Below are 25,676 nucleotides of genomic sequence, written 5' to 3'. Positions count from 1 at the left end.
TGCTGATAATTGTAGCTTTAGGACTGCTCTCAACCTCTACCGTAAATTGTTAAGCAATTCCTGTACCGCACAGTATTGGGACACATCCCAATTATTACATCCCAATTATTAATGATGCAATTTCATTCATTGGGGGCATGACATATATGGAAAGGTTCTTTAGCGTTATCTCTGAAGAAAACCGGTTCAATCAAATATGGCAAGGCACTACAGGGGCTTCAGCAAAGCAGCATCCCACCCACCCCCTTGTTTTTTTCCTGAGAGAAATGCTCTAATCAACTTCATGAGTGTGAGGCCTGTAAGAATGGAATCATTTATGATGGGGTTACAAATTTTGACCGGTGAAGAAGGAATTTTAACCATTGCCGTTAGGCTGTCTGCTGTTGTGATATTAACATGTCTCCTCGTGTCTCTGTTGTCATCGCCTGTGAATATCACCTATAGTATGGATAAGCCTGTGGTTTGCAGTTTAAACATATGCAGTCCATTCGGTTTTAAGATTTCTAATAATGTGGATATGTCTTTCCCATATGAACCACCGTTTGAACTCACCGCGTTGAATTCAACCAGATTCCGATATTTAATAAATAATCTCTTCAAACTCAGCTCCACACCTGTCGAACTATACTACCCGCCAGAAAACTAACCAGCACTCTGAAATACAGCCGTGTATAAACCTCCCTTGGGGGGAGGCTTGATTACTATATTCAGGGAGATTTTTAATGAAGGTTATGTTTGTTATTCTTGCGGTATGTTTAGTATTCAGCACAGCATCTGCCGCCAGTGACACAAACGGGCATTGCGCCGTGTGCGGGATGCAGCCAGATGCCCAAAGCCGTATGCAGATTGTCCTCAACGACGGCACTACGGTGGACTTGTGCTGTCTTAATTGTGCCGTAAATTATATCAAAAAACACCCTGATGCGAAAATCGAATCAATTAAGGCGTCCGATTATGTTACAAAAGGACTTATCAACGCAAGGACGGCCTTTTGGATAATAGGTGGAACTAAAGAGGGGGTTATGAGTCATGTGGCAAAATTTGCCTTTGCTAAAAAAGAAGACGCAGCCAAATATTTTATTGAAAACGGCGGGGAGATAGCCTCATTCGACTCTGCCATTGGCAAGACCAGTAATGAAACAGCGAATGCCCCTTCAGGCGGGCATAACGCACACAGCGGCCATGATATGAATCACATGGACATGGGGCCGGGCGCTCAACTCACATTTAACCCAGCCTTTGGCGACGATGTGTATCATACCCATCCCGCCGGTATGTGGATGGTCAATTATAGGTTTATGTACATGAACATGAATGGCCTGAAAGCTGGCAGCTCTAACGTCAAAACTGCTGATGTGGGTTACAAGAGAAACACACCGTATAGTTATATGATGATCCCTACCCGCATGACTATGACTATGCAGATGCTGATGGCTATGTATGGAATTACCGATAAATTTACTGTGATGGCAATGGGTAGTTATCAGACCAAAAAAATGGGTATGCTGATGGACATGGGACCGGAGACACTCAGCGCGTCAAGTAGTCCATCGGGTAGTTCATCGGGCAGCAGCTCAAGCTCTTCATCAAGTAGTTCATCGGGCAGCTCATCCAGCAGCTCTTCATCCAGCAGTACATCCAGCAGCTCAAGCTCTTCCTCAAGCAGCTCAAGCTCTTCAAGCGGACATGTCCACAGACCACTGGCTGCAATGTCCAGCAGCAGCTCGTCTGGCGGTTCATCTGGCAGCTCATCAAGCAGCTCATCAAGCAGCTCATCAAGTTCAGGCGGTTCGATGAAAACCGGTATATCAACCGACGCCCCAATGCAAACAAGCGGCTTTGGAGATACTGAGGTAAGAGGCATATACCAGATCAGTAAATATTTCACTGGAAGTCTTGGATTAAGCATCCCTACCGGCAGCATCACTCAGGTTACAACAATGATGGGCACGGTTTATCGCGCCCCCTACGATATGCAGCTTGGCAGCGGTACGTTTGACCTGAAACCGGCAATTACATTTTCCCTAACCACAGACGACGGGAACTGGAACTACGGCGGACAGGCGATGTACACCTGGCACCCAGGCAACAACAGCAATGGCTGGAGGTACGGCGATAGTTTTCAGGCGATGACATGGCTTCAGCGTGCCTTTGGGCCTGCCTCCGCGTGGGTTCGCCTGACATATAATAACTCAGGCAAAATCAAAGGAGAAGACTCAGAGATTGCCAGGATAATCACCGGGGCATCCATGCCCGACGCCGTAACGTCCAACTACGGCGGGCAGCGGCTGGACACTATCCTTGGGTTGAGTTTCTCTAAGGGGCCTTTTAGTGTCGGCGTTGAGGGTGGCATCCCGGTATATCAATACCTCAACGGCTTGCAGATGAAGACCACATGGTTTTTGACCACCGGCGTTCAGGTAATGTTTTAACGAAATGGTTACTCTCACGCCCTGGCATATGTACCCGGGCGTGGTGTGTGTGAGGTATTGCTTATCGTACTTAGGGCCTGCATAATTTTCAGCATAATAATTGTATTGCTGGTGCCGACAGATGTTTTTTCAGGCGAAGTTGAACTCACACTCTCGCACTACAGCGTTGATAACGTTGTAACTGTAAATATAGAAAATAATTCCAAAATCGAGGTCTTTGTTGAAGATATTTATATAGACTTAGACCACGAAAGATACCGTTATTCATATAAGGGAAGAATTATGCCGCAAGAGACACTTACTCATCAGTTCCATGTAACCACCCCAGCACTGCAGGGCACATATCCATTGACCGCAGCCGTCAGCTATTTAAACGAAGGCCGACTCCTTTCCCTGAAACATGCGGCAGTCTTTAATTATTTGGAAAATAGTCCAGCAGATGATACCTGTACTGCTGAGTCCGTCAATACTAAAAACTCAGGCTATATCAAGGTAAAATCCTCTAATCCGCACAGTGTTGAGCTAATACTGCCTGATGAGTTAGTCGTGATGTCAAGGACATTGTCATCAGAATATGCACTATATAAAGTTAAATCACTGACAAAAGGCTTAAAAAATAAATATCCATATTTTGCATATATAGAGGACATCAGGTACGCCAAACACAGGACTTCGCTGTGTAAGGGATATATTAATGTTGACAGCTTAAGCAGCCGTCGCGGGGCAGTTCCGCCCTATGTACTCCTTTTGCTCTCAGCAGTATTCTTATGCGTTATATATTTTAATTTAATGCCTAAGGCTGTCACGCTAACAAGATATGCCAGCCGCATGTTTCTGGTTACATTTTCATATTATCTCCTGCAAAATATAGATTCATTCTTAGATTTTACACTAAATTATATAGGTAACTATAGCTATCATTATTTAGTAACTATTGCACTAAATAACTTCAGAGGCAGTAATTATAGTTATTTCTTTCAGTACTTCGTTGATTTATATATGGCGGTGTGCCTTGTTGTGACTTTCCCATACCTGTATTATTACGATAATAACAAGGCAATTGACCAGGACAAATATGTATCACTGCTGAGAAGCATCTGTTCAGTGCCAGGGATATTTATTAATAAAACTGTATATTGGAATAAGTACAGCAAATTAGGAATGCTGACATATATGATTAAATTATTTTATATCCCATATCTTACTTCATGGGTTATTAATAACACAATACATCAGAATAATCTTACGATGAATTTTCATTGGGGATATACGGCCGTTAATGAATATCTCACGGCATTATTTATTTACATAGATACTGTGGTATTTTCTTTTGGTTATATAATCGAGTCAAAGATGCTCAGAAATGAAATCAAATCAGCCGAGCCTACAGCTATAGGCTGGATTGTATGTCTGTGGTGTTACCCGCCATTTAATCAACTATCGTTTAAGATATTCGACTACGGGGTTATTGATATGACATATCCCCGGTGGGTAGTAAATATTGTTATTGGTCTGATAACTCTATTATGGGGTATATTTGCATGGGCGTCAGTTACGCTGGGGGCTAAGGCATCAAATCTCACCAACAGAGGGATTGTAAGACGTGGTCCCTATAAGTATGTCCGGCATCCAGCATATACAGCTAAAATTATCGTCTGGTTTTTGCAGGGCATATTTCTGTCTCAATATAGTTTAGGGATATTGCTGGGATTTACGCTGATATATGTGTTAAGGGCAATAACGGAAGAAAGACACCTGTCACTTGATGAGAATTATTTAGATTACAAAAAGTCGGTTAAATGGAAGTTCATTCCAAAAATAATATAGCAGTAAAACCAGACAGCTGCGGCGTCCCAATTGACAATATCACACACTATGTGATAGATTTCTGTAAGCAAATTTTCAAGCATGGAACATAATAACGCGGCGGCGTAGAGCGCGACTCAAAGGCGGTGAACTCTATGGAAAAGACCAGAATACTTATTCTTGGCGGCGGCTTTGGCGGTATTTACACGGCGATGGAGCTTTGTAAGGCCCTGAAGAAGCGCCCGTCTGATGACCTTGAAATCGTTATGGTCAACAAGGAAAACTACACAGTGTATACCCCCATGCTTGGTGAGGTTATCTCAGGGAATCTCTCACCGCTTGATGTTTCTATTGCCATTCGTGATCTCTGCCCACGAATCAATCTCTATGTCCAGGGTGTCGAACATATAGATTTCGACAGAAAAGTCGTAATCACATCTATTAACTCGTCCTCCGTTAAAAACGAAATCCCATACGACCACCTCGTCCTTGCCATGGGTCTCGAAGATAATTTCTCTATCGTGCGGGGGCTTTCTGACCACGGGCTTCATTTCAAAAGTGTGGCCGATGCACTGATTCTGCGCTATCATATCATTAATCTGCTTGAACATGCAGATACAGAAAAAGACGAGGCTAAACGGCGTAAGATGCTGACGTTTGTCGTAGCCGGCGGCGGGTTTTCAGGGGTTGAAGCGATTGGTGAAATGAACGACTATGTTCGCGGGGCCGCCCGAAGGTACAACAACATCAAAGACGAAGACATTAAAATGATCCTCCTTCACGGCTACGAAAGGATATTGCCTGAATTCCCGCCTTCACTAAGTGATTACTCGTACAATATATTAAAGGGAAAAAAGATAGACATCAGACTAAATGTCTTTATTGAAGCCGTAACCTCCGATGAGGCTGTCCTCAGAGGCGGCACCGTGATACCGACTAAAACCGTCGTAGCCACTATCGGCGGGGCGCCGGGGGCAGTCTTAAAGGCACTGCCACTAAAAAAAGAACGCGGCAGAATCGTCGTTAATCAATATCTTGCCGTTACAGAGCTGCCTAATATCTGGGCACTGGGCGACTGCGCATATATTATGGACAATAACACCAACAAGCCATGCCCGCCAACCGCACAGTTTGCCGTGCGCGAAGGGAGGCGCCTTGCCAAAAACATAATCGCCGAAATCGACGGCAGCCCTAAAAAACCGTTTTCGTTTAAAGACCTCGGGATGATGGGCGCGCTTGGTCATCACTCAGCCGCCGGTGTAGTGCTGGGCATAAAGGTCTCAGGTTTGCTGGGCTGGATGATGTGGAGATTTGTCTACTGGTCAAAGCTGCCCGGCACAGTGAGAAAGATTCGTGTGGCATTTGACTGGATACTGGATTTCTTCGTACCGCTTGATATTGTAAATATTAACCTTGACCCCACAGAGAATATATCAAAAATGCACTTTGAGCCAGGTGAGATGATCTTTCACGAGGGTGACCCGGGTGACAAGGTCTTTGTTATATTAAGCGGGGATGCGGTGGTTCTAAAAGGCGTTGACCAAAAACCAGTAGGGAATCTCACAATAGGAGATTGCTTTGGTGAGGGGGCGCTGATGCACGACAGACCACGAAGCGCCTCCGTGCGTACTGTAACGGCAGTCGATGTCCTCACCGTTGAGAGAAAGGCGTTTAAGGCGCTCTTTACCAACGTGCCTGTCTTACGGGAGGCATTTGCCAGTCTCATCCACCAGCGTAAGGATATTGCATAGAGTTCGTGTACAAGGCCGCTTTGCAGCAAATATTTTTCTGTCATGATAAAAATCTGGCAAAAAGTGGTTGAATAATAGTCACGTAATCTGTTAGTTTATAGTATCTACTGATTGTACAGTACACGGAATTCATTTACACGGGATGGGATAACAACTATAAATATCTTAGGGATAAATAATATGTGGCCGATTAAGTTGAATCCTGATAAGGAGCAGGCTGCGCCTGACCCTAATCAGGTTAAGCTCAATGAAATCGACGAGCAGATAATCATGCTGCTCAACAAGCGCGTCGAGGTGGTTGCTGAGATAGCCAGCGCTGTTGCCGATGCGGACGCAAAGGCCGAACTATATAGTCCCAGTAAAGAGACAGAACTGATTGAGAGGCTGCAGAAACTCAATACCGGCTCATTTCCCAATGATGCGATAAAGACGATTTTTAAAGAGATATTCTGCGCTACATTGTCATTGGAGCAGCCTATGACAGTTGCCTACCTTGGGCCGCAGGCAACTTACACCCATCAGGCCGCTTTAAAATATTTCAGCTCCACATGCAGGTACATCTCCAAAGACAGCATCAGGGAGGTCTTCGAGGAGGTAGAATCCGGCAAGTCCAGCTTTGGCGTAGTGCCCATAGAAAACTCAAACGAAGGCGCAGTAAACTATACGCTTGACATGTTCGTTGATTATAACTTAAAGGTATATGCTGAGACACTGCTGTCGATAAACCACCACCTGCTGTCAAAGTCCGCTGACGGGGAGATAAAAAAGATATACTCCCATCCTCAGCCAATAGCACAGTGCCGCAAGTGGCTTGAGAGACATATGCTTGGCATACCAATATTTGAATCTGGAAGCACAGCGCAGGCCGCGGCCATAGCGGCGGAGGAGAAAGGCGCTGCAGCTATTGGCAGTGCACTGGCCGCTAAGATTTATGACTTGAACATTATTGAAAAAGATATAGCAAACGTTAAGGACAACTTTACCAGATTCCTTGTGATTTCTAAGGAGGCACGTGGCAGTACCGGCAACGACATGACACTAATAATGTTTACGGCGAAAGACCAGCCCGGCTCCCTTCACGAGATACTGTCACCGTTTAAGAAACAAAGAATAAACCTTACGAGGATAGAATCCAGGCCGTCAAAGAAAAAGGCGTGGGATTACATATTCTTTGCCGACATGGAAGGCCACATAGAGGACAAGAAGGTAAAAAAGGCCCTTGAGGAAGTAAGAAAGCACAGCGTATATCTTAAGATTCTGGGGTCATATCCCCATGTGGAAACCATTGAGAGATAAATCGCGGGCTTTGGGGTCTCAGGATATTCTAAACATCGTTTGGAGGTAAGAAAAGGCGTTGCTTAAAGTGCCGCAGTATGTTGATAACATAGCGCCATATGTACCTGGCAAGCCTATAGAAGAGCTGGAGCGGGAGCTTGGCATCAGCCGCTCTGTGAAGCTTGCATCAAATGAAAACCCCTTGGGGCCGTCGCCCCTGGCGGTTGATGAGATTGCTAAACATGTGGGCACGCTTCACAGGTACCCCGATGGCGGGGCATATGAACTCAGGTCTGCGCTGGCTCAACAGCACGGCGTCGAGATAGATGAGGTCATCGTAGGGCAAGGCTCAAATGAACTGATAGATATTGCTATCAGGGCGTTTCAGGAGCCCGGGGATGAGACAATAATGGGGAATCCCTCTTTTGTCGTTTATTATATATCGTCGGCAAAGGCCGGAGGCACCCCTGTTATGGTACCACTTACAACGGACTACCGGCTTGACCTAAAGGCGATGGCAGAGAAAATCACAGGCAGGACAAAGATAATCTGCATAGCTAATCCAAATAACCCCACAGGGACAATTGTAACGAAAGATGAGATGCGGGAGTTTTTCAGGGCGCTGCCCGACAATATACTGGTAATAATGGACGAGGCATATTATGAGTATGCCGCAAGCGGTAATGGAGGCGATGGAGGCGGCGGGTTTCCTGATTCGATGGAGCATTTCAGAGATGGCAGGGAGATACTTATTCTGAGGACATTTTCAAAGGCATACGGGCTTGCCGGGTGCAGAATAGGCTATGGCATAGCCAAAAGCCGGATAACCGGGGCAATGAACAAGATACGCGAGCCGTTTAATACCTCGACATTGGCGCAAAAGGCCGCCATTGCAGCGCTAAAAGACACTGAACACATCAGGCGCGCCGTAGAGATAAACGCTGAGGGCAGGGCATATCTCTACAAGGAGCTGAAGGCGCTTGGGATAGATTTTGTCCCATCGCACACAAATTTTATTTATATGGACTTAAAAAAAAATGCGGTGGAAATATATAATAGGCTATTGAAACTGGGCATGATAGTACGCCCTATGGGTTCGGCAGACACTACCACTATCAGGGTAACAATCGGTTTGCCCCCGGAAAACGAAGAGTTTATACGCACACTCAGGGAGGTATTGTAAATGGATATAATAGTGCTGAAAAAATCATCTACACAGGATGAGATAGATAACATACAAAAGCGGCTTGAGACGAAGGGGCTTTCTGTAAACATATCGAAGGGGACTGAGAGGACAATAATCGGTGTAATCGGCGATACATCAAAAATCCCTGAGGAGGAGGTTGACTCAGTAAGGGCAATGTCCGGTGTAGACGAAGTGATGAGAATAGTGAAGCCGTATAAGCTGGCAAGCAGGGACTTTAAAAAGGAAAATACGGTAATAGATGTTGAAGGTCTGAAGATAGGCGGAAACAAGATACACATAATAGCCGGCCCATGCGCGATAGAAGGCCGCGATATACTGCTGACAATAGCGCAGAAGGTCAAAGAAAGCGGGGCGTCCTTTGTCAGAGGCGGGGCGTTTAAACCGCGTACATCGCCCTATACGTTTCAGGGCATGGGTGAAGAGGGGCTGCAGATACTGCTTGAGGCAAAGAAACTCACCGGTATGCCCATAGTAACAGAGCTGATGGACCCGAGGGATTTGACCCTGATGCTCAAGTACACGGACATAATCCAGATAGGGACGCGTAATATGCAAAACTTCAGGCTGCTGCTTGAAGTCGGCATGGTGGATAAACCAGTACTGTTAAAGCGCGGTCTCTCGGCAACGATAAAGGAATGGCTGATGGCCGCCGAGTACATAATGTCAAGGGGCAACCACAAGGTAATACTCTGTGAGCGCGGCGTAAGGACATTTGAGACAATAACAAGGAACACGCTGGACCTCAGCGCCGTTCCCGTACTTAAACAGTTGACACACCTGCCAATTATAGTAGACCCGTCACATGCGGTAGGCAGATGGGACTTAGTGAAGCCGATGTCCCTTGCGGCAGTAGCAGCAGGTGCCGACGGTCTGCTAATAGAGGTGCATACGAAGCCCGAAGAGGCATGTTCCGATGGGGAACAGTCGTTGAAACCCGATGTGTTTGATGATTTGGTAAAGAGTTTACGGCTGGTAGCAACCGCCGTGGGAAGGGAAATATAGAAAGCAATGTGAGGAAAAATAAATTTTGTTTTTTGAAAAAACGGCGATAATCGGCGTCGGCCTGATAGGGGCGGCGGTGGCTCTCGCCATGAAAAAGCATGGACTAGCAAAGAAGATATGCGGTTTCGGAAGAAATGAGACGAATCTGAAAAATGCCAGAGCAAGGGGCATAATAGATGATTATGCACTGAATCTGGGGGATTTGGCCGAGGGTGCAGACCTTGTCATATTTGCCGCCCCGGTGCGTGCATTTAAGCCGATAGCCGGTGAGATTGCCCCGTATCTGAAGACCGGCGCTATAGTCTCCGACGTTGGAAGCGTAAAGGGTGCCTTGGTTTATGAGATGGAGTCCGCCATGCCGGAAGGTGTGGCTTTCGTAGGCGCCCATCCCATAGCGGGCAACGATAAATCTGGCATTGACGCAGCAGACCCGGGAATCTTCATAGGGGCCAAGTGCGTTATAACCCCGACTTCGCGCACGGATAAGACCGCCTGCCAGACAATAACATCCATGTGGGAGCGCTTTGGCTGCAAGGTAGAGGAACTTACCCCGGAAAGGCATGACGAGATATTGTCTTCTATCAGCCACCTGCCGCACATTGCGGCCTATGCCCTTGTCAATGCCGTACATGAGATAAACCCGAATTTCATTGGCTACTCCGGCACAGGCTTTATGGACACCACGCGCATAGCCATGAGTTCCCCTGAGATTTGGCGTGATATTTGCGTACTAAACAGGGAAAATATACTAAACCATTTAAACGCCTATAAGCGCCAGCTTGAGCTGATAACGGCCTATATAAACGGCTTAGACTGGACGACACTCGCTGAAGAATTTGGAAAGGCCGGTGAGGCGCGAAAAAAGTTGAGAGATGAGAGAAACAACACAGAAAATAAATAGCGTAACATTGAAAAAACACAGGGCGCTCAGGGGCGAGATGACACCCCCACCTGATAAGTCCATATCCCACAGGGCGGTGTTTTTTTCATCGCTGGCCTATGGTAAATCTATGGTGAGCAATGTTCTGAGGGCTGGGGACACTAACTCCACAATAAATGCCTTTAGAATGTTGGGGGTTGAAATCGAGGAAATGCCGGACGGTTCGCTGTCTATTGATGGCCCTGGCTTTATGCAATTGAGGGAGCCGCCAGACGTAATAGACTGCGGCAACTCAGGCACTACGACAAGGCTGCTGGCGGGTGTGCTTTCTGGATGCAGATTTTTTTCTGTCCTGACAGGAGACCAATCCCTCAGAGGCAGACCGATGGGCAGGGTAATTAGGCCGCTGCATGAAATGGGCGCCATGATTGCTGCAAGAGACATTAACAGGTATCTCCCAATGTCAATAACCGGAGGCGGCTTAAAGGCAATAACATATAAAATGCCTGTGGCCTCAGCACAAGTAAAGTCTGCAATTGTGCTGGCTGGGCTTTTTGCCGACGGTGAGACGGTAATCGAAGAACCAGTCAAATCCCGCGACCATACTGAAACGATGTTAAAGGCATATGGGGCAGATGTATGTGTAGATGACCTCAAAATAACCGTAAAAGGCGGCGTTGAGCTTTCCCCATGCGACATGACAGTCCCAGGCGATATATCCTCGGCGGCATTTTTTATTGCCGGGGCATTGATGGTCGAAGGCTCCGAGCTGTTGATAAAAGACGTTGGATTAAACCCTACGCGGACAGGATTTATAGATGTGATAAGAAAGATGGGCGCAGATGTGCAGGTTCTTGATGGGCGGGAACTCTCTGGTGAGCCGGTTGGCAGCCTGCTCTGTAAGTATACAGATAAACTCAGCCCTATAACCCTGTCTAAAGAGGATATCCCGTCGCTGATAGACGAGTTTCCTATACTCTGCGTACTGGCTGCTCGTGCTGGAGGTGTGACACAGATAAGGGGCGCTTCAGAGCTGCGCGTAAAGGAATCTGACAGGATTTCAGCCATGGCAACGGAATTAGGAAAAATGGGCGTGAAAATAAAGGAATACGATGACGGTGTTGCTATAGAAGGCCCTGTTGAACTTAGAGGCAGTAACAATCTGCAAAGTTACGGCGACCACAGAATAGCGATGGCGCTGTCAATTGCTGCCATATCGGCTGAGGGTGAATCGGTGATTAACGGTACTGAAGCCGTTGGGATTTCATACCCTGACTTTTACGATACCCTTAAGGGGCTTACACATTAATGACAAGTACAAACGGCAGGAAAAAGGTGATAGCGATAGACGGCCCGGCTGGCTCAGGCAAGTCCACTGTGGCACGTGCGCTTGCCGTGCGTCTGGGGTTTGATTATCTGGACACGGGGGCGCTGTACAGGGCGGCGGCGCTTAAGCTGACGCGCTCCGGGCTTAACGAGTCCTCAGACGATGCCGCGCTGTCCACTGTCCTGAGAAATACATCGATAGAATATAAAAATGCGGCTGTGTATCTGGATAGTGAGGACGTATCAGTGGAAATCAGGACGCCTGAGGCGGGGCATTTCTCAAGCATCTTTTCGGCTAGAAAACCCGTAAGAGACTACCTGCTTGATATACAAAGGAACGCTGGTCTCTCAACTGATATTGTTGCCGAAGGCAGAGACATGGCAACTGTGGTGTTTCCCGATGCGTGGAAAAAGTTCTATGTAACCGCTGATGAACAAGTGCGCGCCCAAAGAAGATATAAACAGTTGAAAGAAAAAAAGGCTGACGTGACGAAAAAAGAAGCCATTGCCGATGTTGCCTCAAGAGACGCCCGCGACACTGCAAGGGCACTTGCGCCGCTTGTCAGGGCAGCCGACGCCGTAGAGATAGACACAACAAACCTCTCGATAGAGGAAACAATACAGAAGATGTTAAAGGCACTGGCAATATGAAAATAACAGTGGCAAAGATGGCCGGATTTTGTTTTGGCGTAAAGAGGGCAGTAAACATGGCGTTTGATATGGCCTCCAACAAGGACGGCGTATATACGTTAGGCCCGATAATCCACAACCCCCAGGTAGTGGCGAAGTTAAAGGAGCGGGGGATAGAGGATGTGGAGGAGCCATCTGAGGCAATGAAATCTGTAATAATAAGGACACACGGAATTCCCATTGAAACATATGAGAAAATGCAGGATATGGGTATAGAAGTAATAGATGCAACATGTCCCTTTGTAAAAAAGGCACAGCAATATGCTAAACTGTTACGCGAGGAAGGCTATCAGGTGATCATCCTGGGTGACAGACATCACCCGGAGGTGAAATCCATAATGAGCTATGCAGGAAGCGATGTGTACGTGGTGAAAGATGGGGAAATCCCTGATGGATTAAAGCCGCGTGTCGGCGTAGTAGTGCAGACAACACAGCCTGTGGATGCCCTGAAGAGATTGCTTTCAAACATAGTAGATAAAATAAAAGAGATTAAAGTGTATAATACAATATGTAACTCAACGGCATTGAGATTGAAAGAGACAAATGAGATGTCAGGCAATGTTGATATAATGATAATAGCCGGTGGGAAAAACAGCGCCAACACGACACAACTGGCCAACCAGTGCGAGTCGATGGGGGTGTGTACGTATCACATAGAGACGGCTGAGGAGCTGCAGGAAAGTTGGCTTAACGGCGTCGAACATGTCGGAATAACTGCGGGCGCTTCAACGCCCGATTGGATAATACAGGAGATAATAGAAAGAATTAATCATATAGGGGGCAAGACAGGTAATGGAAGTTCAAAATAGCGATCTGGAACAATTATACGCAGGGACGTTTCGAAGCATCGAGGCCGGGATGATAATGACCGGCAAGGTCATATCGAAAAAGACCGATGCCATTGTCGTTGACATAGGCTATAAGTCAGAGGGATTTATACCGATTGACGATTTTACGCAGGATGAACTCAAGGAGCTGAAAGAAGGCAGCGACATAGAGGTACTTGTATCCTCGATAAGGGACTCAGAGGGGACAATAACGCTGTCCAAGAGCAGGGCCAAGATAATGAAGACGCAAAAAATGCTCCAGCAGTCATTCGACGAGGGGGCAATCGTAGACGGCAGGATAGTGGAAAGGACAAAGGGCGGTTTCTTTGTAGACATAGGCGGGGTGAAGGCATTTCTGCCCGGCTCGCACTACGATGTTAAGCCGCTGAGGGCAGTGGACGATGTTGTCGGGCAGCAGTGCCGTTTTAAGGTGCTAAAGCTGAACAACAAGTTAAATAACGTAATAGTATCGCGCCGTGCAGTGGTAGAAGAAGAGAAGAAAATGAAGAAGTCACAGACCCTGTTGAATATCAAAGAGGGTATGGTGGTAAAGGGTGCGGTGAAAAACGTAACTGACTATGGGGTATTTATAGATTTAGGGGAAATAGACGGTCTCCTGCACATATCGGATATATCATGGGGCAGGATAAACCACCCGGCTGATTACTTCAACGTAGGAGACGAGGTAGAAGTCCTTGTGCTGAAGTATGACCAGGACTCGGAGAAGGTTACGCTGGGCTACAAACAGAAGAAGTCTGACCCGTGGCTGGATATAGAGACCAGGTACGCCGATGGCAAGACGGTAACGGGTAAAGTAGTCGGCATAACTGACTACGGCGCGTTTATCGAGCTGGAGGAGGGCGTTGAGGGGCTTGTACATGTGTCAGAGCTTGATTGGTCTGCCCGCCCGGGTCATCCGTCGAAGTATCTGGAGATTGGCGACGCAGTCGATGTCGTAGTTCTAAAAATAGAGAATAATCAAAGGCGTATATCTCTGGGCATTAAGCAACTGAAGCCAAAACCGTGGGAGCTTGTCGCCGAGCGCTATGCAGTGGGTCAGAAGGTGACAGGCAAGGTAAGGACAATAACAGATTTTGGCGTGTTTGTGGGAATGCCGGAGGGGGTAGACGCCCTTATTCACATATCTGATATATTCTGGACAAAGCACATTAAGCACCCCTCAGAGGTGTTTAAATTAAGACAAAAGGTGGAGGCTGTGGTGTTGAACCTCGAGCCTGACAAAAAGCGGATGCTGCTTGGCGTAAAGCAGCTTAAGCCCGATCCATGGACAAACGAGATACCGCAGAGGTTTAAAATTGGCAGCGATGTCAACTGCAAAGTGCTCCGTGTAAGCGAATACGGGCTGTTCGTAGAGATAGAGGACAGCGTTGAAGGGCTGGTCTATGCCTCAGAGATAGTTAAAAATACCGGTGAGGACTATGTAGAAGGCACTCTGATAAAGGCAAGGATAATCAAACTGGATTTCGAGCAAAGGAAAATAGGGTTGAGCATGGTTGCTGCCCTGGATTCAAGAGATTCAAGAGATTCAAGGGATTCAAGGCGCCGTGAAGAGCGCGACTCACCAGAGACAAAAGACGAGTAATGAAGAAAATAGTCTTTTTTTTCATAGGGCTGTTTATATTTCTCGTCGTTGTAAGTCTTGCATTGACACTGATGGGCAAGCGCATCCCAATCGGTGAGAAAATAGCGCTGATAAAGGTAGAAGGTGTAATCCTGTCTTCAAAAGATACGATAAAGGAGTTGAAGAAATACAGGGAAGACCCTTCAATAAAGGCAATAGTGTTGAGTGTAGACAGCCCTGGAGGGGCAGTAGTGCCCTCACAGGAGATATATGAGGAAGTGAAAAAGACAAACGCAAGGAAAAAAGTGGTAGTATCGATGGGCTCAGTGGCCGCCTCCGGTGGATATTACATCAGCGCGCCAGCCACAAAGATAATGGCAAACTCAGCCACAGTGACAGGCTCAATAGGGGCTTATATGGAGACAGTGAATATAAGCGACCTGATGGACAAGCTGGGCATAAAAAGGGAAGTAGTAAAAAGCGCCAAATACAAGGATATGGGCTCGTTATATCACGGGCTTGGGCCAGAGGAGAGGGCGATGTTTCAGGGGCTGCTTGACGACATACACCATCAGTTTGTAGAGGCAGTGGCAAGCGGCAGGAAGATGCCTATAGAAAAGGCAGAGGCCCTGGCCGATGGAAGGATATTTACGGGGCGTCAGGCGTTGAAGGCCGGGCTTGTGGATAAGATCGGCACCTTGCAGGATACTATCAAGGAGACAGCGCTGCTTGTCGGCATAAAGGGCGAACCGAACGTAGTCACAAAGAAAGAGGAATTTATAGTCTCGGACCTGTTTTCAGGTAAGCTTATAACTGAGATAATTTTAAAGCTGTTTCCTCTATATAAATTTAACTACCTAATGGTGAACTAAGGGGGGCCGTATGACCAGGTCAGAATTGATAGAACTCGTAACTCAAAGGACGCCGGGGCTGACGCGTGTGCAGACAGAGATAATTGTAGAGGCATTTTTCCAAAGCATAGTAGACGCCTTAAACAGGGGCGAGAAGATTGAGGTCAGGGGATTTGGAAACTTCAGGTTAAAGCAGAGAAGCCCGCGCAAGGCACGAAACCCCAAGACAGGAGAGGTTGTAGATGTCCCTGCGAAAAAAGTACTCCATTTCAAGATGGGCAAGGAACTCAGAGAGCTGATAAACAAGCGGTAGCTCTCCCCGCTGCCGTGCTATGGCTGCCCGGAACTGTTGATGACTACAAGGAGAGACTTCCTGAGCGGAACTGTGAAATCGGTTATATTTGCGATTGTATCAGGCATTAGCGCAGCCACCGCGTATTTTATGTATCCGGCAGGACTAAGGACAAGGCAGCTGGTGTACTGTGACTGCATGGATGAGGATACACTGCCAAGGAGGGGGGTTAAGCGGGCAGAGTACCGGTTTGAGCTAAAGGGGAAAGAAATTACGGCGGGCGTATTCATAGTCAATCACGAGGGGGCGGTCTATGCCCTGTCCCCTGTGTGTACCCATCTGGGGTGTCTGGTGAATTATAACAGGCACAAGGATGAGTTTATCTGCCCCTGTCACGGGGGAAAATATGACACCAGAGGAAATGTCATAGCCGGGCCGCCGCCAGCGCCTCTGACAAGGCTTCCCATGAAGGTAGAAAACGGCAGGGTATATATTGGCATCGTACTACCAGCGGCGGCGTAATGGGCAAGGCATTTGACTGGTTAGACGAAAAATTTCACATCAGGGCGCCGCACAAGAGGTTTCTGCAAAGACGCCTGCCCGCAGGTCTCAGCTACTTCTACTGTCTTGGGGGCGCTGCGTTTACATCGTATTTGATTTTATTTATAAGCGGGGCGCTGCTCTCCCTGTACTATGTACCTTCTGAGACAGAGGCATATGAAAGTATACTGAAAATCCAGCGTGAGGTCCACCTTGGTTGGCTGATACGAGGTATGCACAAGTGGTCTGCCACGCTGCTGATTGTGTTTATGCTGTGTCATATGCTGCGGGTATTCATATCGAGGGCATATAAAGCGCCAAAGGAGTTAAACTGGATAGTGGGCTGCCTGACGCTGGTCATGGTGTTTGCGTCGGGATTCACAGGGTATCTCCTGCCGTGGGACCAAAAGAGCTACTGGGCAACTACGGTAGGGACATCTATGGCAGCGACAATACCTGTTGCAGGCAGGCACCTGATGTACTTCATAAGAGGCGGCATGGATGTCGGCGGCGCCACACTGATAAGGTTTTACAGCTTTCACGTGCTGTGGCTGCCGGTGACAATGGCAGCGCTCTTGTGGGCACACTTCCACATGATAAAGCGGCAGGGGATCAAGGGGGGGCTGTGAGCTTACCAAAACTTAGACAAAAGAATCCTTATATGAACTAAAAGGCAAGTCTCTGTTGGCTTTTAAGCGGCGCAGCAGGAGGAGAAGAAAATGAGACAAAATATATTTCCACCGGGCTGGGATGAAGAAAAAGTCAGGACTGTGATTGCACATTACGAACAACAGACCGAGGATGAGTCAGTTGCTGAGGATGAGTCAGACTATAATAACTGCAAGTCCTCAAAGGCATGAGGGTCAAACTCCAAGTTTCTCAAGAACTACCTCGAATGGAATACCATCAGTACGACTTTTTGCCTCTATAAGCCTTTCTCTCATTGCTTTGCTCTTGAGGAGCCAGGCAGTTTCTTTCTCAGATTCCACTTCCCGCCATATGTCAATTGGCACTATGACCCCTGTAATCTTTCCCGTCTCGTCAGAGATGTACTGAATATCTGCTTGGCTCATATAAACTCCCCAGGTAAAAAAATACATTGATAGTATGTTGTATCTCTGAATTTATTATAACAAAAAGCCATCATATCTTTCACTCTGCGCCAAGGTAGAAAAGTCTCTGCTCAATAGAAACGTGCGCTGTCAAGCATGAATTTGTTACAATATTAACACAGTTGATATAGATTTGACGCTAAACGCTAATTGGAGGAGCATAAGTGGAGCCTGAAGAAGAAATTGAAGAACTTCGCCGGTTGTCTGAACAGATTGTTGATATATACTATACAGGCAAGGAAGAAGAGTCCTATGCGTTATTAGATGAGACGCTGACTAAGTCTAAGTCAATCGAGGCATATCGTTTATTTTTTGAGGCACAAATTGCCAGATTTAAAAATAAAGATTATACGCTGCAAGAAGAGTTAGTCAGAAAGGCAATTGAAATAAGACCAGAAGATTATTTTCTTATAAATAATTTGGGAATATCTCTGTCACTTCAGGATAAAGAAAAAGAGGCAATATGCTGTTTTGATGAGGCTCTGATGATTAAACCTGATTTTTATGATGCCTTGTGTGATAAGGGTATCTTTCTATCAATTCAGGGTAAAGAGGAAGAGGCAATACAGTGTTATGATGAAGCGTTGAAGATAAAACCTGATTTTTATGATGCCTTGCATAATAAGGGCTTATCGCTGTCACACCTGGGTAAAGAAGAAGAGGCAATACGCTGTTATGATGAAGCGCTGAAGATAAAACCTGATTTTTACGATGCCTTGAATAATAAAGGGAATTCTCTGTCAAAACAGGGTAAAGAGGAAGAGGCAATACAGTGTTATGATGAAGTGCTGAAGATAAAACCTGATTCTTCTGAAGCCTTGAGTAATAAAGGTGTATCCCTGTTAGTTCAAGGCAGAGAGGACGAGGCGATGAGATATTTTGATGAGGCGTTGAGAATTAAACCTGATTTTTACAATGCCTTGGCGAGCAAAGGACTATCACTGTCAAACTTGGGTAACTTTGAAGAGGCAATACGGTATTTTGATGAGGCGTTGAGGATTAAACCTGATGATTCTTATGCCTCGATGGAAAGAAGAAAATGTCTGTCAAAACAAAAAATGGCAGAAGCGAAGAGACAGGCATCAGGAGAAGGGCCGGAGATAAAACCTGAACATGACGATGCAGGACTGTCAGAAGTCACAGACGATTCAACATATAAACTTAAGAGCATCGAGTTGAAAGGATATAAGTCTATCGATTCCGAGGGGCAACGCATAGAATTTGGGGATGTTACAGTGCTCATCGGGCCTAATGGCGCTGGGAAGAGCAACCTTATTTCATTTTTCAGGATGATTAACAGGATGATGGATGAAGATTTGAAGCTCTTTGTTGGAATACATGGTGGAACGCCGTCTTTTCTATATTTTGGGCCAGAGACAACACCGGCATTAAGCGCAGAGATCGCTTTTTTCAATGGCAAAGACACAGCCTCCTATAGTTTTAAACTTGCTCATATGGCGAATGAAACATTTGTTTTCAATACTGAAGAAATTATCGTTAAAAAACCAGAACACCCCGAAGAGCGTATAGTTCTGCAAACTACCGCCCTCAGAGAGAGTATGCTGAAAAGCCAATCAAGGAAGTCACTCGGCAAGGAAAGCGTGATCTATAATTTGCTGAAAAAATGCTTGATTTACCAACTTCATGATACGTCGTTCGATTCGGCAATCAGGAGACGATATGAAATCACTGACGATAGTTTTCTGTATGACGACGCCCGCAATCTGGCCGCTGTTCTATACTCGATGCTCAATAATCCTGCGACACGCTGGTACTATGAAAGAATTGTGGCTCACATTGGCACAATATTCCCTCAATTTGCAGATTTTGTACTTGAGCCATATCAACTGAATCCAAATCAAATAAACCTGATGTGGAAAGAAAAGGGGCAGGGATATAAATTCGGCCCGCAACAACTCAGCGATGGAACGCTCCGGTTTATGGCGTTGACCACGCTGCTTCTTCAGCCGCCAGAGTGGTTGCCGAAACTTATAGTAATCGATGAGCCTGAACTGGGGCTGCATCCAAAGGCCGTAGCTCATCTGGCAGATATGGTATCGATTGCCAGCGAACATGTGCAGGTTGTTCTTGCAACACAGTCACCGCACTTTTTAGATGAGTTCGAGGCAGATCAAATTGTCATAGTTGAGTATGATGAAGACAAAAGATGCAGCACATTTAAAAGGAGACCCGGTGAGGAAAGATTTAAAGACTGGTTTCATAAATATACAAATAGTGACCTCTGGAATATGAATTTGTTTGGTGGCAATCCTTGAATAAACATCTGCATGTCATAGCTGAAGGTCCCTCCGAGATGGCATTTGTCAATGGTAAACTGAAGCAGCATCTGAATAATCATAACATCAAAACTACACCACATTGTTTTGGTTGTGCTATGCAACATGGTGGCTTTGCAAAAGAGAAAGGTTTTGAAAATGCAAAACAGGATATCCATAAGTTTATAAAGGAAACATTTCCGGGCAAAGAAAACTGTTTTACTACCATGTATGATCTATATGCTTTGCCAGATGATTTCCCTGAATTAGATAAGGCTATAAATATTCCTGACGTGTATGAAAAGGTTGATTTCTTGGAGGAGAAATTTGCAACTGCTATAAACGATACGCGTTTTATACCACATATACAGCTTCATGAGTTGGAGACCATCATATTTGCAGACCCGAAGGTACTACTTGTTCACTATAAAGAAGACATTCATAAAAAAGCGATAGATAAGTTAATTAACATTGTTGAAGAAAAGAATGGCAATCCCGAACTTATTAACGATGGAATAGAGACATGTCCAACCAGCAGAATTACCAATGAGATAAATAGATTTGGTAAAAGAAAAAGAGCTGTATGGGAGGTAATATCAGAGAATATCAATATCGATATAGTTAGAAAAAAATGCAAGCATTTCAACGACTGGCTTACGATTCTTGAGTTGCTTGGGAGGTGATTCAAGAGACTGTATGTTTAATTACATATTGCATTGACTTGAAGTTTAAGTAGAATCGACAAACCCCTGCCCTAAGTGATATACTAGTATTTAGCAAACCGTTGAAGGAGATATTAATTTGACGGAAATCATAACTGGAGGCTGTGTATGAAAGTTGCTGATATGACGGTAGAGGACTTGAGGTTTTTTGTCGAACAAACATTTCTTGACCTTATCGGAGATCCTGACGCTAACCTTGAGCTAAACGAAGACTTTATCTCTCGATTGATTGAAAGCATTGATGATAAAGCGGGACGTATGACACATGAGGAATTTTTAGATGAGCTTAAGAAAGATAGTTTGGTCTAACAATGCCCGCTGTTCTTTACGAAAAATAGATAAACCGATAATCAAAAGGATTCTTGATAAAATAGAAAGGTTACGTCAGGATTTAGTTACTCCTGCTCAATTAACGGGCAGACTCAAAGGTACTTTTAAGCTTTATGTTGGTGACTGGCGGATTGTGTACATGTATGAATCTGAAGACATCGTCATTCTTGATGTAGGCCACAGAAGTAACATCTATAAATCATAGAGTGAAAGTGCAATGATCAATAGATGTCGCTGCTCTTTCAACAGCAGCGACAGTCCTCTGTTAGAAGTAAAGCCGCGAGGGAAAAACTTGCCATTGTAAATTTGACAAAACAGGTTGGTTGATATACAATCAATGGCAGTGACGTTAACCATGAATGCAGAGCTGCGGCTATGCCGTTGACAAGGAGAGCAAGGAGAATAAATGGGTAAATACGGGCAGCACATAAGAGAGGACAAGGCAGTGCTGACGCAGCCACGGTGTCCTTTCTGCAGTACATTGTTTGAGCGTCCGCGCGAAATATCTACTAAGCTGAGTTTTTTTTCTGGCGGGATATGCGGCTGCGGGGCGGTATATTCATATGACCCGACAAGAAACAACATGGGTGAGGCCTTTATGGATGCCCTCGTACACGCGTGCGGCGAAGACTGGGACCTTGCCATGTCCCTTGAGTCCGAAAAGGACTACGAGGAGAAATTCGTCGTCTATAAAGAACTCGACCATTCGCTGTCCTCAAAGGCCGTAAGCAGTAACCCCAAAGACAGGATAGTTAATATGATTTTTGTCAGGTTAAAAAATCAGCAGCGCACATAAACATCTGTAGAACGAGGAATAACGGGCTTAATAAAATTTATTGATAAACATATTAATAAATTTTATTTGACGATACAGCGCCAAGTATATTACCTTTGTAAGGTAATTAAAAGCAGGTAAGGATAATCTAACAGAAAGGGAGTTTCCCGAAGATTAATTTATAACAACAGGAGGAAGTATATGCGTACAATCGAATGTGCAGGAAAGAAGCTGGAGCTTGATGAAGATGGCTATTTAACAAACCTAAACGATTGGTCAGAAGACGTGGCGAAGATGTTGTCAAAGGAAGACAACCTTGATCTGTCAGACGCCCACTGGGAAGTAATTAACTTTTTGAGGTCATACTATCAGCAGTATCAAATAGCCCCAATGATTAAGATATTGGTAAAAGAGATAAAGAAGACGATGGGCGCGGACAAGGGCAACACCAAATATCTGTATCAGTTATTTCCAGATGGCCCAGCGAAGCAGGCATGTAGATATGCCGGACTTCCAAAGCCAACAGGCTGCGTATAAAGGAGGCTTTTTTTCGGTGATGGTGTAATGTCCATGCCGAGCATTAGCACCTGAGATTGGCAAAAGACAAGGGACGCCTGGTAGCTTCTACTAGGCGTTTCCAGTTTGTATAATATCAAGGAAATTAAGAGGGCTGCCATGTAAGCGGCTCAACGGGCGGGAAGATGAATGGTATAATGAATGGCGTAAAATTCATGATTGACATGTATGTCAGTGGAATAGTTTATACGGCCGTCCTGGTTTTTGTTGCCGGGTTCTTGTGTAAGATGTATTTTGGATATTATAAGACTCCACAGCCGTTAAAGATACCGCAGACTCCTCAGCCTACCACGCTCTCGGGCGTGATGATGAGGATGGCAGGGGATATATTTTTTTTCAGGAGCCTGGCTAAAGGTACCACATTGCTTTTTATAGCGAGTTGGGTGTTTCACTTCACATTTTTGTTAATGCTGATCAGGCACCTGAGATATTTCGTTAATCCGGTACCTGAGTGTTTAACCGTCATCGGCAATGGCGCCTTAGGTATTTCATCACTGTTGATGATGGCGCTGATAGTTCTCCTTATAAGGAGGATTTTAGACAGAAAAGTAAGTTATGTTACGTCTTTTGCGGATTACTTCGTACTGCTGTTAATTATGGGAATAGTTCAGACCGGTATAATGATGCACTATGAGCAATTCAGGCCGAACATTGTTGAGGTGAAGGCTTTTATGTTATCGCTGATGGAGTTTAAGACGCCTTTTCTCACGATGATAATGCACCCGCATCACGCGCCTGGTAATTCGTTATTTATAACCCATATAAGTCTGGTAGCGATGCTGCTTATATATTTCCCATTTAGTAAGCTGATGCACGCCGGGGGTTACTTCTTCAGTCCGACCAGAAACATGGTAAACAATGCAAGAGAAGTCAGATATATAAATCCCTGGGATAAAGGATAGACGGAGGAATTGATAATGGCAGAGGAAAAAACGGCCGGCGGACATTGTAACGATGCCTGCGAGGCCAATGAAAGAATACAAGAACAACTGAAGTTTTCTAAAATTAAGTACAAGCCGGTTGAGCTCACCGGTGAGGTTGAAATCCCTGACCTCAATCCAAACTCCATGTTAGCGGTTAAGCCTCAGCTATTGACAGCCAAGGAGATGCTGGAACATCTTGGATACCCTGCCGATGGATTAATCCCGAACTGGAAAGAGGTATTTCTTAAAAAAATGGACGAGATGCTCAAGAAGTACCGTTCGGTAAAACTCTACATGGACATATGTGTCAGGTGCGGGGCGTGCGTTGACAAGTGCCACTATTATCTTGGCACTGGTGACCCGTTGAATATGCCAGTAGCCAGGCAGGAACTTATGCGCAAGGTTTATAGGAGGTACTTTACGATTCAGGGAAAACTCTTCGGCAGCAGGTTTGTAAACGGTTCTGACCTGTCCGAGGAGCTGCTTGTGATGTGGTACACGTATTTCTACCAGTGTTCGGAGTGCAGGCGCTGTTCGGTCTTTTGTCCATATGGTATAGACACTGCTGAGATAACAATGGCTGCAAGGGAGATATTAAACAGCGTAGGGCTAGTCCAGAAGTATATGCACGAGATTATCTATAAGGCGCAGACAGCCGGTAATAATCTTGGTATGCAGCAAAACGCCATTGTTAATGCCCTTGAGTTTGTTCAGGACGACCTTCAGGAGCAGCTTGAGCGAGACGACATAAGGATTCCGATAGATGAGGAAGGGGCAGAGGTGTTGTTTGTAACGCCGAGCGCGGACTTTTTTGCCTCTCCGCATATTGAGTCACTTTATGGATATGCAAAGGTGTTTCATCAGGCTGGCATAAGCTGGACGATGAGTACCTATGCCTCAGAGGGCGGCAACTTCGGTCTGTTTGTACACAACTATGAGAACATGAAAAAGATAAATAAGAGGATATGGGAGGCCGCCAGGGACTTAAAGGTCAAGCGAGTAGTGGGCGGCGAATGCGGGCACATGTGGAGGGTGCTATGTAACTACAGCAATACCATGTGGGGGCCGTTTGATTACCTTGATCCTAAGTACAAGAGACCACAGCATATCTGTGAACTAACCAATGACCTGCTTAAGCGCGGTGCCCTGAAAATAGACAAGACAGCCAATGCGGAGTTCGTAGTAACGATGCACGACTCATGTCAGGTAGCAAGGGCAATGGAGTTGGGCGGGGTGCCGGATGGTCAGTTTGAAATTCCGAGGGCGGTTATACGCGGGGTCTGTGAAAAGTTCGTGGACATGCCAGCAGAGACGATAAGAGAAAGGACATTCTGTTGCGGCGCCGGGCAGGGACTGCTTGGTGACGACATGCTGCCCACAAGGGTAAAGGGTGCGATGCCAAGAATGCAGGCATACCATTACGCTAAACGCGAAAGCGGAGTGAACTTTGTAGCCCTGATATGCGCGATATGCAAGGCACAGTTAAGCAAGATGTTCCCCACCTATGGAATAGCAATGGAGGAAGTCGGCGGAGTTCATCAGCTTGTAGGCAGAGCCATAGTGCTAGGCGCGAAGGAGGGTGTGTAATGGTAGCGAGAATCCTGAGATATAAGATAATAGTGTTGCTTGCAGTGTTTGCGTTGGTTGCAACTGGGTGCAGCCGGGCGGAGAAACCGGCAGTGGGTGCAAAAGGCGAGGCAGCCCTGCAAGTGCCTGAGGGTATTCAACTGTTTCCCTCGTATCACAATAAGGAAAAGATAGCAAGCAATCACATGACATTGATAAGTAAAGGAAAGGTAAAGGTGGCCAACTGCCTTCCATGCCATAATAATCCAGACAAGTTCTGTAATGTATGTCATGAGTACACGGGCACAGCCAAGGTCATGGTTGGCAAGACATACAAGGATGTGCTGGCATTAGAGATGCCAGCGGCAGGTATTCCAGCCCCGCCAAGCCACACACCAACAGACACATGGAAGACCGCGCATGACGAGGCTATAATATATGGCAAGGAAACCATAGCCACGTGTTCCGGCTGCCACCCTGTTGCTGATCAGTTCTGCAACAAATGTCACGAAAATGCAGGTATCAGAAAGATAAAATACTAAGAGTCACTTTGACCGAATAGGCAGCCTAAAAAGCTGCCTATTCACCCTGCACAGGAGTATGCTTGGCGGTGAAAGTCCGTTGGTGGGGTAGATAGTGCCAACTGTTAGCCAAGGGTATCCGTTGCGAGGTCTGTCTCCACCACGCCAGAATACCCATGTTTTTTTATAACGGAGTTATTATAACACGTTGTCCGATTAAGTTGTAGCTATTGCAAATAAGACGCCCAGGGCGAACGCACTATATGCGTTTTGTTGTTATTTCAGAGTCAGGCTAATGCAAATGTATCATTCAAATGTACTAAATCTGTCATTCCCTCGAACAGACTGTGTCATAATAGCACCCCCCTTTCTTTTGAGGGGTGGGCGTAGCGGCTAGGCAGCTGGGGTATTTTA

27 protein-coding genes are annotated in these 25,676 nt (G+C 45.9%); 26 read left to right on the top strand and 1 reads right to left on the bottom strand.

All coding sequences use genetic code 11. The features are described from left to right. Positions 1-304 precede the first annotated feature (304 nt). The 17 genes from ASN18_RS17120 to ASN18_RS17115 all read left to right on the top strand — a co-directional run bounded on the left by ASN18_RS17120 (position 305) and on the right by ASN18_RS17115 (position 17,321). Complete coding sequence (locus ASN18_RS17120; protein WP_157072871.1) at positions 305-646, top strand: hypothetical protein; 342 nt, start codon at positions 305-307, stop codon at positions 644-646. A 76-nt stretch (positions 647-722) separates the two neighbouring features. Continuing rightward, a complete protein-coding gene (locus ASN18_RS06850; protein ID WP_085051994.1) occupies positions 723-2,432 on the top strand; it encodes a nitrous oxide reductase accessory protein NosL in 1,710 nt (569 codons plus the stop codon). A 111-nt stretch (positions 2,433-2,543) separates the two neighbouring features. Next, positions 2,544-4,259 (top strand): methyltransferase family protein, encoded by a 1,716-nt coding sequence (locus tag ASN18_RS06845; RefSeq protein WP_236861580.1) that lies wholly within the window; start codon positions 2,544-2,546, stop codon positions 4,257-4,259. A gap of 134 nt (positions 4,260-4,393) precedes the next feature. Further along, a complete protein-coding gene (locus ASN18_RS06840) occupies positions 4,394-5,989 on the top strand; it encodes an FAD-dependent oxidoreductase (protein ID WP_085051992.1) in 1,596 nt (531 codons plus the stop codon). A 180-nt stretch (positions 5,990-6,169) separates the two neighbouring features. After that, positions 6,170-7,285, top strand: coding sequence for a prephenate dehydratase (gene pheA / locus ASN18_RS06835; RefSeq protein WP_085051991.1), 1,116 nt, complete (start codon positions 6,170-6,172; stop codon positions 7,283-7,285). A 67-nt stretch (positions 7,286-7,352) separates the two neighbouring features. Next, the gene (hisC, locus tag ASN18_RS06830) at positions 7,353-8,447 is read left to right on the top strand and encodes a histidinol-phosphate transaminase (RefSeq protein ID WP_236861581.1); all 1,095 of its coding nucleotides are present in this window, start codon (positions 7,353-7,355) and stop codon (positions 8,445-8,447) included. Then, the gene (aroF, locus tag ASN18_RS06825; protein WP_085051989.1) at positions 8,448-9,473 is read left to right on the top strand and encodes a 3-deoxy-7-phosphoheptulonate synthase; all 1,026 of its coding nucleotides are present in this window, start codon (positions 8,448-8,450) and stop codon (positions 9,471-9,473) included. Between the two features lie 25 nt (positions 9,474-9,498). Further along, a complete protein-coding gene (locus ASN18_RS06820; protein WP_236861579.1) occupies positions 9,499-10,374 on the top strand; it encodes a prephenate dehydrogenase in 876 nt (291 codons plus the stop codon). Beyond that, the gene (aroA, locus tag ASN18_RS06815; protein ID WP_085051995.1) at positions 10,367-11,662 is read left to right on the top strand and encodes a 3-phosphoshikimate 1-carboxyvinyltransferase; all 1,296 of its coding nucleotides are present in this window, start codon (positions 10,367-10,369) and stop codon (positions 11,660-11,662) included. The genes ASN18_RS06820 and aroA overlap by 8 nt, the downstream gene beginning before the upstream one ends. Continuing rightward, on the top strand, positions 11,662-12,330 hold the full coding sequence (gene cmk, locus ASN18_RS06810; RefSeq protein WP_085051987.1) for a (d)CMP kinase: 669 nt from the start codon (positions 11,662-11,664) through the stop codon (positions 12,328-12,330). The genes aroA and cmk overlap by 1 nt, the downstream gene beginning before the upstream one ends. Beyond that, entirely contained in the window at positions 12,327-13,178 is an 852-nt protein-coding gene (locus ASN18_RS06805) for a 4-hydroxy-3-methylbut-2-enyl diphosphate reductase (protein ID WP_085051986.1), read from the top strand. Before cmk ends, ASN18_RS06805 begins: the two co-directional genes overlap by 4 nt. After that, positions 13,162-14,799, top strand: coding sequence for a 30S ribosomal protein S1 (locus ASN18_RS06800; RefSeq protein ID WP_085051985.1), 1,638 nt, complete (start codon positions 13,162-13,164; stop codon positions 14,797-14,799). The genes ASN18_RS06805 and ASN18_RS06800 overlap by 17 nt, the downstream gene beginning before the upstream one ends. Beyond that, a complete protein-coding gene (gene sppA / locus ASN18_RS06795) occupies positions 14,799-15,650 on the top strand; it encodes a signal peptide peptidase SppA (RefSeq protein ID WP_085051984.1) in 852 nt (283 codons plus the stop codon). Before ASN18_RS06800 ends, sppA begins: the two co-directional genes overlap by 1 nt. Before the next feature lie 10 nt (positions 15,651-15,660). Beyond that, positions 15,661-15,942 (top strand): HU family DNA-binding protein, encoded by a 282-nt coding sequence (locus ASN18_RS06790; protein WP_085051983.1) that lies wholly within the window; start codon positions 15,661-15,663, stop codon positions 15,940-15,942. 72 nt (positions 15,943-16,014) lie between these two features. Then, positions 16,015-16,443: a QcrA and Rieske domain-containing protein gene (locus ASN18_RS06785; RefSeq protein ID WP_236861577.1), complete on the top strand. Its 429-nt coding sequence runs from the start codon at positions 16,015-16,017 to the stop codon at positions 16,441-16,443. Next, on the top strand, positions 16,443-17,090 hold the full coding sequence (locus ASN18_RS06780) for a cytochrome b N-terminal domain-containing protein (protein WP_085051981.1): 648 nt from the start codon (positions 16,443-16,445) through the stop codon (positions 17,088-17,090). The genes ASN18_RS06785 and ASN18_RS06780 overlap by 1 nt, the downstream gene beginning before the upstream one ends. Positions 17,091-17,180: 90 nt before the next feature. Next, positions 17,181-17,321, top strand: a complete 141-nt coding sequence (locus ASN18_RS17115) for a hypothetical protein (RefSeq protein WP_157072869.1) — start codon at positions 17,181-17,183, stop codon at positions 17,319-17,321. Positions 17,322-17,324: 3 nt separating this feature from the next. Here ASN18_RS17115 and ASN18_RS06775 read toward each other — a convergent pair whose 3' ends face one another. Continuing rightward, complete coding sequence (locus tag ASN18_RS06775) at positions 17,325-17,534, bottom strand: prevent-host-death protein (protein ID WP_085051980.1); 210 nt, start codon at positions 17,532-17,534, stop codon at positions 17,325-17,327. A 203-nt stretch (positions 17,535-17,737) separates the two neighbouring features. On the opposite strand from ASN18_RS06775, the gene ASN18_RS06770 reads away from it, so the two are divergent. The 9 genes from ASN18_RS06770 to ASN18_RS06730 all read left to right on the top strand — a co-directional run bounded on the left by ASN18_RS06770 (position 17,738) and on the right by ASN18_RS06730 (position 25,283). Then, on the top strand, positions 17,738-19,849 hold the full coding sequence (locus ASN18_RS06770) for a tetratricopeptide repeat protein (RefSeq protein ID WP_085051979.1): 2,112 nt from the start codon (positions 17,738-17,740) through the stop codon (positions 19,847-19,849). Then, the gene (locus tag ASN18_RS06765; protein WP_085051978.1) at positions 19,846-20,532 is read left to right on the top strand and encodes a DUF4276 family protein; all 687 of its coding nucleotides are present in this window, start codon (positions 19,846-19,848) and stop codon (positions 20,530-20,532) included. The genes ASN18_RS06770 and ASN18_RS06765 overlap by 4 nt, the downstream gene beginning before the upstream one ends. Positions 20,533-20,679: 147 nt before the next feature. Beyond that, positions 20,680-20,880 (top strand): hypothetical protein, encoded by a 201-nt coding sequence (locus tag ASN18_RS06760; RefSeq protein WP_085051977.1) that lies wholly within the window; start codon positions 20,680-20,682, stop codon positions 20,878-20,880. Beyond that, complete coding sequence (locus tag ASN18_RS17930; protein ID WP_085051976.1) at positions 20,852-21,106, top strand: type II toxin-antitoxin system RelE family toxin; 255 nt, start codon at positions 20,852-20,854, stop codon at positions 21,104-21,106. Before ASN18_RS06760 ends, ASN18_RS17930 begins: the two co-directional genes overlap by 29 nt. Before the next feature lie 201 nt (positions 21,107-21,307). Continuing rightward, entirely contained in the window at positions 21,308-21,697 is a 390-nt protein-coding gene (locus tag ASN18_RS06750; protein ID WP_085051975.1) for a hypothetical protein, read from the top strand. A 180-nt stretch (positions 21,698-21,877) separates the two neighbouring features. After that, a complete protein-coding gene (locus ASN18_RS06745; protein WP_085051974.1) occupies positions 21,878-22,213 on the top strand; it encodes a TusE/DsrC/DsvC family sulfur relay protein in 336 nt (111 codons plus the stop codon). Positions 22,214-22,377: 164 nt separating this feature from the next. Continuing rightward, entirely contained in the window at positions 22,378-23,154 is a 777-nt protein-coding gene (locus tag ASN18_RS06740; protein WP_085051973.1) for a respiratory nitrate reductase subunit gamma, read from the top strand. 15 nt (positions 23,155-23,169) lie between these two features. After that, positions 23,170-24,762 carry a sulfate reduction electron transfer complex DsrMKJOP subunit DsrK gene (gene dsrK, locus ASN18_RS06735; RefSeq protein ID WP_085051972.1) on the top strand — a complete coding sequence of 531 codons (1,593 nt, stop codon included), beginning with the start codon at positions 23,170-23,172 and terminating at the stop codon, positions 24,760-24,762. Continuing rightward, positions 24,762-25,283, top strand: a complete 522-nt coding sequence (locus ASN18_RS06730; RefSeq protein ID WP_085051971.1) for a hypothetical protein — start codon at positions 24,762-24,764, stop codon at positions 25,281-25,283. The genes dsrK and ASN18_RS06730 overlap by 1 nt, the downstream gene beginning before the upstream one ends. The last annotated feature ends 393 nt before the right edge of the window (positions 25,284-25,676 follow it).

Origin of the sequence: Candidatus Magnetominusculus xianensis (genome assembly GCA_001541255.1) — a bacterium.
In the GTDB taxonomy this organism is placed as follows: Bacteria; Nitrospirota; Thermodesulfovibrionia; order Thermodesulfovibrionales; family Magnetobacteriaceae; genus Magnetominusculus; species Magnetominusculus xianensis.
Note: the sequence above shows the minus strand (reverse complement) of the source record. Positions and strands in the feature narration are given on the sequence as shown.

Excerpts from the sequence above, each read along its gene's own strand:
- ASN18_RS06730 (WP_085051971.1), top strand. The coding sequence starts at position 24,762 with ATGGTAGCGAGAATCCTGAGATATAAGATAATAGTGTTGCTTGCAGTG.
- aroF (WP_085051989.1), top strand. The coding sequence starts at position 8,448 with ATGGATATAATAGTGCTGAAAAAATCATCTACACAGGATGAGATAGAT.
- ASN18_RS06740 (WP_085051973.1), top strand. The coding sequence starts at position 22,378 with ATGAATGGTATAATGAATGGCGTAAAATTCATGATTGACATGTATGTC.
- ASN18_RS06775 (WP_085051980.1), bottom strand. The coding sequence starts at position 17,534 with ATGAGCCAAGCAGATATTCAGTACATCTCTGACGAGACGGGAAAGATT.
- ASN18_RS06760 (WP_085051977.1), top strand. The coding sequence starts at position 20,680 with ATGAAAGTTGCTGATATGACGGTAGAGGACTTGAGGTTTTTTGTCGAA.
- ASN18_RS06805 (WP_085051986.1), top strand. The coding sequence starts at position 12,327 with ATGAAAATAACAGTGGCAAAGATGGCCGGATTTTGTTTTGGCGTAAAG.
- ASN18_RS06840 (WP_085051992.1), top strand. The coding sequence starts at position 4,394 with ATGGAAAAGACCAGAATACTTATTCTTGGCGGCGGCTTTGGCGGTATT.
- cmk (WP_085051987.1), top strand. The coding sequence starts at position 11,662 with ATGACAAGTACAAACGGCAGGAAAAAGGTGATAGCGATAGACGGCCCG.
- ASN18_RS06780 (WP_085051981.1), top strand. The coding sequence starts at position 16,443 with ATGGGCAAGGCATTTGACTGGTTAGACGAAAAATTTCACATCAGGGCG.
- ASN18_RS06745 (WP_085051974.1), top strand. The coding sequence starts at position 21,878 with ATGCGTACAATCGAATGTGCAGGAAAGAAGCTGGAGCTTGATGAAGAT.
- ASN18_RS06850 (WP_085051994.1), top strand. The coding sequence starts at position 723 with ATGAAGGTTATGTTTGTTATTCTTGCGGTATGTTTAGTATTCAGCACA.
- dsrK (WP_085051972.1), top strand. The coding sequence starts at position 23,170 with ATGGCAGAGGAAAAAACGGCCGGCGGACATTGTAACGATGCCTGCGAG.
- ASN18_RS06790 (WP_085051983.1), top strand. The coding sequence starts at position 15,661 with ATGACCAGGTCAGAATTGATAGAACTCGTAACTCAAAGGACGCCGGGG.
- ASN18_RS06800 (WP_085051985.1), top strand. The coding sequence starts at position 13,162 with ATGGAAGTTCAAAATAGCGATCTGGAACAATTATACGCAGGGACGTTT.
- ASN18_RS17120 (WP_157072871.1), top strand. The coding sequence starts at position 305 with ATGGAATCATTTATGATGGGGTTACAAATTTTGACCGGTGAAGAAGGA.
- pheA (WP_085051991.1), top strand. The coding sequence starts at position 6,170 with ATGTGGCCGATTAAGTTGAATCCTGATAAGGAGCAGGCTGCGCCTGAC.
- ASN18_RS17930 (WP_085051976.1), top strand. The coding sequence starts at position 20,852 with ATGAGCTTAAGAAAGATAGTTTGGTCTAACAATGCCCGCTGTTCTTTA.
- ASN18_RS06750 (WP_085051975.1), top strand. The coding sequence starts at position 21,308 with ATGGGTAAATACGGGCAGCACATAAGAGAGGACAAGGCAGTGCTGACG.
- sppA (WP_085051984.1), top strand. The coding sequence starts at position 14,799 with ATGAAGAAAATAGTCTTTTTTTTCATAGGGCTGTTTATATTTCTCGTC.
- ASN18_RS17115 (WP_157072869.1), top strand. The coding sequence starts at position 17,181 with ATGAGACAAAATATATTTCCACCGGGCTGGGATGAAGAAAAAGTCAGG.